The sequence below is a fragment of the Cupriavidus sp. YR651 genome (assembly GCF_900101625.1).
GTDB lineage: Bacteria > Pseudomonadota > Gammaproteobacteria > Burkholderiales > Burkholderiaceae > Cupriavidus.
The window spans coordinates 1-7501 of record NZ_FMYZ01000038.1 but is presented as its reverse complement, the minus strand read 5'-3'; the positions used below and the strand labels follow the sequence as shown (position 1 = coordinate 7501).

Annotated in this window: 6 protein-coding genes and 1 pseudogene; 4 read left to right on the top strand and 3 right to left on the bottom strand. The window is 62.6% G+C overall.

Annotated elements, in window-relative coordinates; all coding sequences use genetic code 11:
* The first annotated feature begins 536 nt into the window (after window positions 1-536).
* The gene (locus BLR29_RS31705; protein ID WP_092144069.1) at window positions 537-809 is read left to right on the top strand and encodes a hypothetical protein; all 273 of its coding nucleotides are present in this window, start codon (window positions 537-539) and stop codon (window positions 807-809) included.
* Between the two features lie 137 nt (window positions 810-946).
* Here the strand turns inward: BLR29_RS31705 and BLR29_RS31700 are convergent, their stop codons facing one another.
* Window positions 947-1180 carry a hypothetical protein gene (locus BLR29_RS31700; protein WP_143018588.1) on the bottom strand — a complete coding sequence of 78 codons (234 nt, stop codon included), beginning with the start codon at window positions 1178-1180 and terminating at the stop codon, window positions 947-949.
* A 391-nt stretch (window positions 1181-1571) separates the two neighbouring features.
* Here BLR29_RS31700 and BLR29_RS31695 point away from each other — a divergent pair, with 391 nt between their 5' ends.
* Window positions 1572-2507: a LysR family transcriptional regulator gene (locus BLR29_RS31695; protein WP_092144063.1), complete on the top strand. Its 936-nt coding sequence runs from the start codon at window positions 1572-1574 to the stop codon at window positions 2505-2507.
* A 132-nt stretch (window positions 2508-2639) separates the two neighbouring features.
* Here the strand turns inward: BLR29_RS31695 and BLR29_RS31690 are convergent, their stop codons facing one another.
* Window positions 2640-3740 carry an alkene reductase gene (locus BLR29_RS31690; protein ID WP_092144060.1) on the bottom strand — a complete coding sequence of 367 codons (1101 nt, stop codon included), beginning with the start codon at window positions 3738-3740 and terminating at the stop codon, window positions 2640-2642.
* A 217-nt stretch (window positions 3741-3957) separates the two neighbouring features.
* On the opposite strand from BLR29_RS31690, the gene BLR29_RS31685 reads away from it, so the two are divergent.
* Window positions 3958-5022 (top strand): VWA domain-containing protein, encoded by a 1065-nt coding sequence (locus BLR29_RS31685; RefSeq protein ID WP_092144059.1) that lies wholly within the window; start codon window positions 3958-3960, stop codon window positions 5020-5022.
* A 39-nt stretch (window positions 5023-5061) separates the two neighbouring features.
* Here the strand turns inward: BLR29_RS31685 and BLR29_RS31680 are convergent, their stop codons facing one another.
* On the bottom strand, window positions 5062-6684 hold the full coding sequence (locus tag BLR29_RS31680) for a sigma-54 interaction domain-containing protein (RefSeq protein WP_092144058.1): 1623 nt from the start codon (window positions 6682-6684) through the stop codon (window positions 5062-5064).
* Between the two features lie 267 nt (window positions 6685-6951).
* Between BLR29_RS31680 and BLR29_RS31675 the strand changes: the two are divergent.
* Window positions 6952-7501 (top strand): annotated as a pseudogene (locus BLR29_RS31675) (GntP family permease); the annotation flags it as partial.

Genomic DNA, 7501 nt, shown 5'->3' with positions numbered 1-7501 from the left:
CGTTAGAGCATGTAAGCACTGAAATGAGCCTGCACGTGCTCGCATACAATCTCAAACGGGTAATCAGGGTGCTAGGAATCGCCAAAATGATGAAAGCGGTAAAGCTGGCGGGGGCATAAGCCCTTCTTGGCGATCTTTTAACGCTCGTGAGGAGCCTCACAGCCAATTAGGAAGGCATTACTGCCTTCGGTGTCGAATCGGCACTGAATCGACACCGAAAGGAACGCCAGGCGCGACCTACGTATATGGACGCGACCAGGGCAGCCCACTGACCGTTTCCACACGGCCTCGGCCAGAAGCGGTCGTTTGTTCAGCTCGCGCGGAGGGCGCGATCACATCCGCCGGGATCTACCACTACCATGTTGTGAACTGCTGACACCCCTCTCCCAAAAAATATGGCTCAACCCCCAAGTACAGTGGTACGTTCATCCGCGTTTTGTATTAAGGGCCTTTACCCTTAAACCTAACTCTGAGAACCTACTCCTCGCCCGCTATGCCTAGTCTGGTCGGGTTATCCAGTGAAATGGCCAACTAACATGAAGAAGATTTTCACTTGGATCGCATCTATTCTGATTCTGGTGGCTTTTGCTTGGAACTGGATCGGCGTGACAGACGAGATAAAGCTCGCAAGATTCGAGAGGCTTTGTCGCGAGCAAGCCACGGAGGATGTTCGCGAGAATTCCGCGGATGGCACTGCCATACTATCCGGAACCGGTCTGGAGGAGCGGCTCGACGGCTGGAAAATTGCCGGCACTTTCAGAAGAACATGGAACCAATTGGTGCGGCGCAATTGCCGGCGCTGGATCTAGAATATGATCCGGCGGCTGTGCTCCCCAATCTCTTCCGGGGCTCTGATCCGCTTCGTGCAGTGGCCTATTCGCGCTCATCTATCGGACGTGCCATCGGCATACCGGAGGCCTGTCGTGAACACCATCTGCTTCTCGTCTCAAGCGAGGAAGAAAGCGAAGCCGCGATCCACAATCGCTGCGATGACCGTCGTGTGGTTCGGACGAGCGATGGCATCCGGTACTACATAGGTCTTGCATATGGTGACCTTGATTTTTACGAGATCAGGCCATTCATTTTCTATCTGAAAGACCGATTCAACGGCCGAATTCTGGCCGAGCAGCGCTCTTACCAGATCCTGCTCGGAGGAATGAGCCACCATCGAGTTCTTCATGGATGGGGTAGCTCACAGGGAGTAAAAAAGTGTGGTCTTACGCCGCCGGACCAACTCATTAAGCGCGCCTTTCGTTGATCCTTGTGAACCGCACCTTCAACGTCGGCTTTCGCGATCTTGGAAAGTCCGCTAAGAGTTGAGGATTCACCCGGTCAACACGCTGATTGGCAAACGTGCCCCCGAGCTCATGTGTAATATTCAGAGCGAAAACGACCTCATCATCCCAAGGTTTCTGAGCACCGAAAAATCATGGCGCGGCGTCTTTAACCAGCTTTGCCTCGCGCGCTTTGTTTAAACTCCCTGCGGCTACGAAAAGTCTTCGGACGGTGCAGTGGCTGCTCGAACATGCGAAGCTCGAAAGCGCCGTCCGGTATCCCGGCATTGGAGATATATGCCTTCCGATTTTCCTACCAGCCTGCAGTTCGATGGCATCGCGGAGTTCGTGGCGGTTGCGCGATTGGGTACCTTTACTTCTGCAGCCGATGAGCTTGGTCTGACGAAGTCAGCGGTCGCTCGCGCGGTTTCGCGCCTGGAGGCACGACTTGATGCCAAGTTGCTGCACCGCACGACGCGTCGTCTTACGCTGACGTCCTATGGCGAAGCGTGGCTGGAACATTGCGCGGCCGCGTTGGATGAACTACAACGTGGCGAGAACATTCTGAAGCTCGCGCAGAACTGCCCGGCAGGTCAGGTTCGCATTGACCTCCCGACCGCGTTCGGTCGGCTATACGTGATGCCGGTCTTGCTCGAGGTGGCGGCCCAATGTCCCGCCTTGCAGCTCAACGTCAGTTTCACCGACCGGCTGGTCGATCTGATCGATGAGGGCATCGATCTCGCCGTGCGTATTGGCGAACCCGGCGACTCCACCGATCTGGTCGCTCGAAGGCTAGGCGTGCAACACATGGTCATTTGCGGATCGTCGGCGTATGTCGCTGCACGTGGCGCGCCCCAGCATGCGGCCGATCTTGCCCATCACGATTGCATTGCTGGCTGGAATTCCACGCGTCGCATGGCATGGTTGCTCAAGCAGCCTGACGGCTCGGTCGTTCCGCATACCGTACCGATCAAACACAGGGCGTGCGACTTCGAGATGGTGCTGGCGACGATCAAGTCGGGGCAAGGGCTCGGTCAGCTCCCGCTGTGGATGGTCCAGGATGACATCAGGAGCGGCCATCTTGTCACCGTGCTCGACGGGATGTCGGGCGGCGAGGTGCCCATCAACCTGTTGTGGGCGCGAACACCAGCGTTGCCGGCGAAACTTCGCGTCATTGTCGATGCCCTGCTCGACCGCGCGCTTCAATTCCCGGTAGCGGCACCCGGGCGATAAGGCGCTTGCCTCGCGTGAGCGAAGTTGAATAGACACGCTTCGCTCCAGCAGTCGGGCAGCGGCAAAGCGCTGTCGGCCCGCCGCGTTCACCCGATTGCGGAAAAACTTCAGGGCAGGAGATACGCCGCCGTCCTACTCGTAGGCGCTGTAGTCCGTGTAGCCCCTGGCTCCCGCCGTATAGAACGTCTCCTCATCCCATTGATTAAGCGGCCAGTCGTTGCGCAGGCGCTCGATCAGGTCTGGGTTTGCGATGAAGGGCTTCCCGATCCCAATCAGATCCGCCTCTCCCGAATCGATGGCTGCCTGTCCGTTATCCCGGAGGTAGCCGCCGGCGAGTATCAACGGTCTCCGAAAGGCGCCGCGAAACGCCCGGAGAAAATGTTCGGGAATGGAGACATCGTCAGCCCATCGGGTTTGGTCGCTGATGTGCACATAGGCGATGCCACGCTTCGAAAGCTCGGACGCAAGCGTCAGGTACGTCTCGGCCTGGTCATCGAAAGCCGGCATTTCGTTGTAGCGGCCGAAGGGCGAGAGGCGGATGCCAGTACGCTCGGCACCGATGGCGTCGATAACCGCATCGACCGTCTCAAGCGTGAAGCGAAGACGATTCGCGATCGAGCCACCGTACCGGTCGTCGCGGGTGTTAAGCGTTCCATTGATGAACTGATCATGAAGGTAACCATTGGCGCCGTGGATCTCGATACCGTCGAATCCACCTTCGCGAGCATTGCGCGAAGCCTGAGCAAATTCGCCGACGATCTGGGACACCTCGTCGGTGCGCAACGCACGAGGCTTGCCTTGCAACAGAAAGGCGGGTTGGCCACTCTCATCGAACGCCATGGAAATCGCTTTCGTCGCCCCGGTGTCGGTAGAGCTGACTGTCGGCTGGCGATTCGGCTGATGTGAAACGTGACTCGCGCGGCCACCATGCCTGATCTGCCCGAAGATCACCCCGCCATGATCGTGAACCTCTCCGGTGACATGGCGCCAGGCCTTGATCTGGGTCGGGGTGTACAGGCCGGGCTCGAACGCCCAGGTGCGCGCCCATTCGCTGATGGCGATGCTGCCAGTCACGATGAGACCGGCCCCCGCGCGCTGCGCAAAGTAGCGGGCTGTGCCGAGTAGTGGCGCCCAGTCCGGATTGCGCGCGCGCGAGCGCTCCATGGGTGCCATGACAACACGGTTCTTGAGGCGGAATGGTCCAAGATCGTACGGATCGAACAAAGAAGACATAGTGCTAGCCCATTTGAAGTCATCCAAAACGGGCTCACTCTAGGCCGGTCGATGCAAATGAAAAACGGCCTGCGCCTCGACTCAGAGTTGCGTCGGAAGCGACAATGCCACGCCGAGTCGAGTCCCCGCCGAACCATTCATCGCTGCCCTGGAGGTTCCGTCCCGACGTGGAAAATGCACTACCATCGTCTTACCCCCTGGCGCCAAGGAGCAGGGCATGCAGTTTCTCTGGCCGCAGATGCTCTGGCTGTTGCTCTCGCTTCCCCTGCTGGCAGCCGCTTACCTGTACCTGATTGCGCGGCGCAAAAAAGTCGCCCTGTTGTATGCCAGTCTTGCACTGCCGCGCGCCGTGCTGGGTCGCAGCCAACGACTGCGGCGTCATATCCCGCCGCTACTCTTCTTGTTCGCGCTGGGCGCAGCCCTGCTGGCTTGCGCGCGTCCTACCGCGACCATCACGCTGCCGTCCGATACCATCACACTGGTACTGGCCATGGATACCTCCCGCAGCATGGCGGCGACCGACGTCGCGCCCACCCGGATCGGCGCCGCCCAGCATGCCGCGCGGGATCTCGTCGTCGGCCTGCCGGCCAGCGTGCGCCTGGGCATTGTTTCTTTTGCCGCCACGGCGACCGTGGTGCTGCCCCCCACCGATAAGCGGCTGGACATGCTCGACGCGATCGATCGCTTCCAACTCCAGCACGGCACGGCGACCGGCAGCGGACTGATCCAGGCGCTGGCGGTGTTGTTCCCCGATGACGGCATCGACCTCGAAACGATTCTCTTCAGTGGCGAGTCGCTCGCACCCGGGCCCGGCGGCCGATCGCTGACAGAGGCCGCCGCGGCGGACGCCGTCCGCAAGCGTGAGCAGCAGGGGGTGGAGGTGCAGCCGGGCTCTTACCGGCACGGTGCGGTGATCCTGCTCAGCGATGGTCGCCGCACCACCGGCCCGGACCCTCTGGACGCCGCGCGCATGGCCGCCCAGCGCGGCGTGCGCGTCTATACCGTGGGCTTCGGCACGCCGCAGGACGCGGGTGCGGCCGTGTCGAGCCTGTCTTTCTCCATACAGCTGGATGAATCAACGCTACGCGAGGTCGCGGCGCTCACTGACGGCGAGTACTTCCAGGCTGGTTCGGCCGCGGACCTGACGCAGGTGTATCGCCAGCTGAGCGCCCGTTTTGCGCTGGAGCGCAAGGAAGTCGAAATCAGTGCCTTGCTGGCGGCGGGCGCGGTCCTGCTGCTGGTCGCGGCGTGCGCGCTGTCGCTGCTGTGGTTCCGCCGATGAATTGAAGCGCTGGTGGCCGCTTCGGCACCCGGCCTTCTTTTATAGCGAGGAAGACGGCGAGGCGGAGTCGGCAGCCCCGGGCTTCAGCGCGGCCAGCTTCTTGTAGAACGCCGCCCGGCTGATGCCGATGTGGGCGGCCGCGTCCGCCACGCGTCCGCCGCAGGCGTCGAGCGCTTGCGCGAGGAAGGCGGCTTCGAACCGGGCCATGGCCTCTGCGTAGGATTGCGCGGGCATTGCCGCAACGGTCGGCGCCGCCGATGCGGGCGAGGCGGGAGTTGAGGGCGATGAGAGCGAAGCTGGTGTGACAGCAGGTGTGACAGCGGGCGGCGTCAGGCTGGGTGCCTCCGGTTCGGTCGGCGCGTCCGCCGGCGCGAGTGCCGCAGGCGTGGCGGAAGCAACCGCCGCAACAGACGTCGCTGCCGAGCGCCTGCCGAGCAGTGGTGCGAGCGTCGCGGCGTCGATGGTGTCCTCGTCGCAGAGCATCACCACGCGCTCCAGCACATTACGCAATTCGCGCACATTGCCCGGCCAGTCGTATTCGCCCAGCAGTTGCAGCGCGTCCTCGCACAGGCCGGGCGCATTGCGTTCCGCCTTGATGCACAGCTCCTCGATGATGGCGTAGGCCAGGGGCAGCAGGTCGGATCGCCGCTCGCGCAGCGCGGGCAGTTCGATCGTCAGGACATTGAGCCGGTAATAGAGGTCGGCGCGGAACTTGCCGGCCGCGACCAGCGCCGGCAGGTCGGCCGACGTCGCGGCGATGATGCGCACGTCCGAGCGCACGATGCGGTTGGACCCCAGCGGTTCGAACTCCTTGTCCTGCAGGGCGCGTAGCAGCTTGCTCTGCAGCATCAACGGCATGTCGCCGACTTCGTCGAGAAACAGCGTGCCGCCATCGGCCAGCTCGAACTTGCCGACGCGGCCCTTGCGGTCGACGCCCGTATAGGCCCCCGGCGCGGCGCCAAAGAACTCGACTTCCAGCAAGGTATCGGGGATGGCCGCCACGTTGACCGTGACCAGCGGCTGCTCGGCGCGCGCGGAACCCGCATGGATGCCGTGCGCCAGCAGTTCCTTGCCCGTGCCGGTTTCACCGAGCAGCAGCACCGGCGACTCCACCAGCGCCGCGCGCCGCCCCTGGCGCTTGACCTCCTGCGCGGCCGGGCTGGCGCCGACAAAGCTCGCGAAGGTGTACTTGGCCCGGCGCGCCTGGTCGAGCGATCGCCGCGCGGCGGCCAGTTCGGACTGCGCGCGCGAATAGTGGGCGAACAGCGGGGTCAGCGCCTTGAGTTCGTCGAACAAGGCAAAGCCCACCGCGCCGATGGTCCGGCCGTCGTCGTCCTTGATCGGCAGGCGCGTGACGATCATCGGGTCGCGGTCCGTCTCCAGGATGTCCAGCAGGATCGGCTTGCCCGTGGCCACCACCTCGCGCATCAGGCTGTTGGGGATGACCTGTTCGCAATCCCGGCCGATAGCCTCCTGCGGATTGCTGAAGCCAAAGCGGGCGGCGTAGCGCTTGTTGATCCACACCACGCGCGCATGTTCGTCGACGACGAAGGTGCCCTCGCTGAAGTTCTCGAAGGTGCGGAAGAGGGACTCCATCGCCCTGCGGGCCACGTAGTCGTAGTCAAACAGGAGGGCGCCTCCCGCGTCGGCGATCTTTTGCATGCTGCTGTCGTTCTCGATTCGGAGACGCGGAGTGTCTCATATCGTGGACGCCTGCGTCCGGGGTCTCCGTGTCTAGTCTTCAAATCGAGACAACAGCCTTCGTCCGCACGAGTTTGGACGCGAAAAAGGCTGCATGAAGCATTTTTCAACGCTGGCACAAAGCGTGCAATCGCAAGCGGCCCCCGCAAAACACAGACGGGGACAACTACGCGCGGCGGCCTGCCTGAGGCCCCTCGACGCGTCCAAGAACAAATCCTCGGAGACCTCATGTCTTTTGTTGTCGTGCTCGCCGCGCTGGCGTTCCTGATGTTTGCCGCCTATCGCGGACTCAGCGTGATCCTGTTCGCGCCGATCGCCGCGCTCGGCGCCGTGCTGCTCACCGATCCCTCGGCCGTCGCCCCGGTGTTCTCCGGCATCTTCATGGAGAAGATGGTCGGCTTCGTGAAGCTCTATTTCCCCGTGTTCCTGCTCGGCGCCGTCTTCGGCAAGGTCATCGAGCTCTCGGGCTTTTCCGAGTCGATCGTCGCCGCCGCCATCCGCTACATCGGCCGCTCGCGCGCCAATGCGGTCATCGTCGCGGTCTGCGCGCTGCTCACCTACGGCGGCGTGTCCCTGTTCGTGGTGGTGTTCGCGGTCTATCCGTTTGCCGCCGAACTCTATCGCCAGAGCAACATCCCCAAGCGCCTGATGCCGGGCGCCATCGCGCTGGGCGCGTTCTCGTTCACGATGGACTCGCTGCCGGGCACCCCGCAGATCCAGAACATCATCCCCACCACCTTCTTCAAGACCACCTCGTGGGCCGCGCCGGCGCTGGGCG

Bases quoted from the DNA above. Each gene is read 5' to 3' on its own strand.
- BLR29_RS31705 (WP_092144069.1), top strand. From the start codon at position 537: ATGAAGAAGATTTTCACTTGGATCGCATCTATTCTGATTCTGGTGGCT.
- BLR29_RS31700 (WP_143018588.1), bottom strand. From the start codon at position 1,180: ATGAAGAACTCGATGGTGGCTCATTCCTCCGAGCAGGATCTGGTAAGA.
- BLR29_RS31695 (WP_092144063.1), top strand. From the start codon at position 1,572: ATGCCTTCCGATTTTCCTACCAGCCTGCAGTTCGATGGCATCGCGGAG.
- BLR29_RS31690 (WP_092144060.1), bottom strand. From the start codon at position 3,740: ATGTCTTCTTTGTTCGATCCGTACGATCTTGGACCATTCCGCCTCAAG.
- BLR29_RS31685 (WP_092144059.1), top strand. From the start codon at position 3,958: ATGCAGTTTCTCTGGCCGCAGATGCTCTGGCTGTTGCTCTCGCTTCCC.
- BLR29_RS31680 (WP_092144058.1), bottom strand. From the start codon at position 6,684: ATGCAAAAGATCGCCGACGCGGGAGGCGCCCTCCTGTTTGACTACGAC.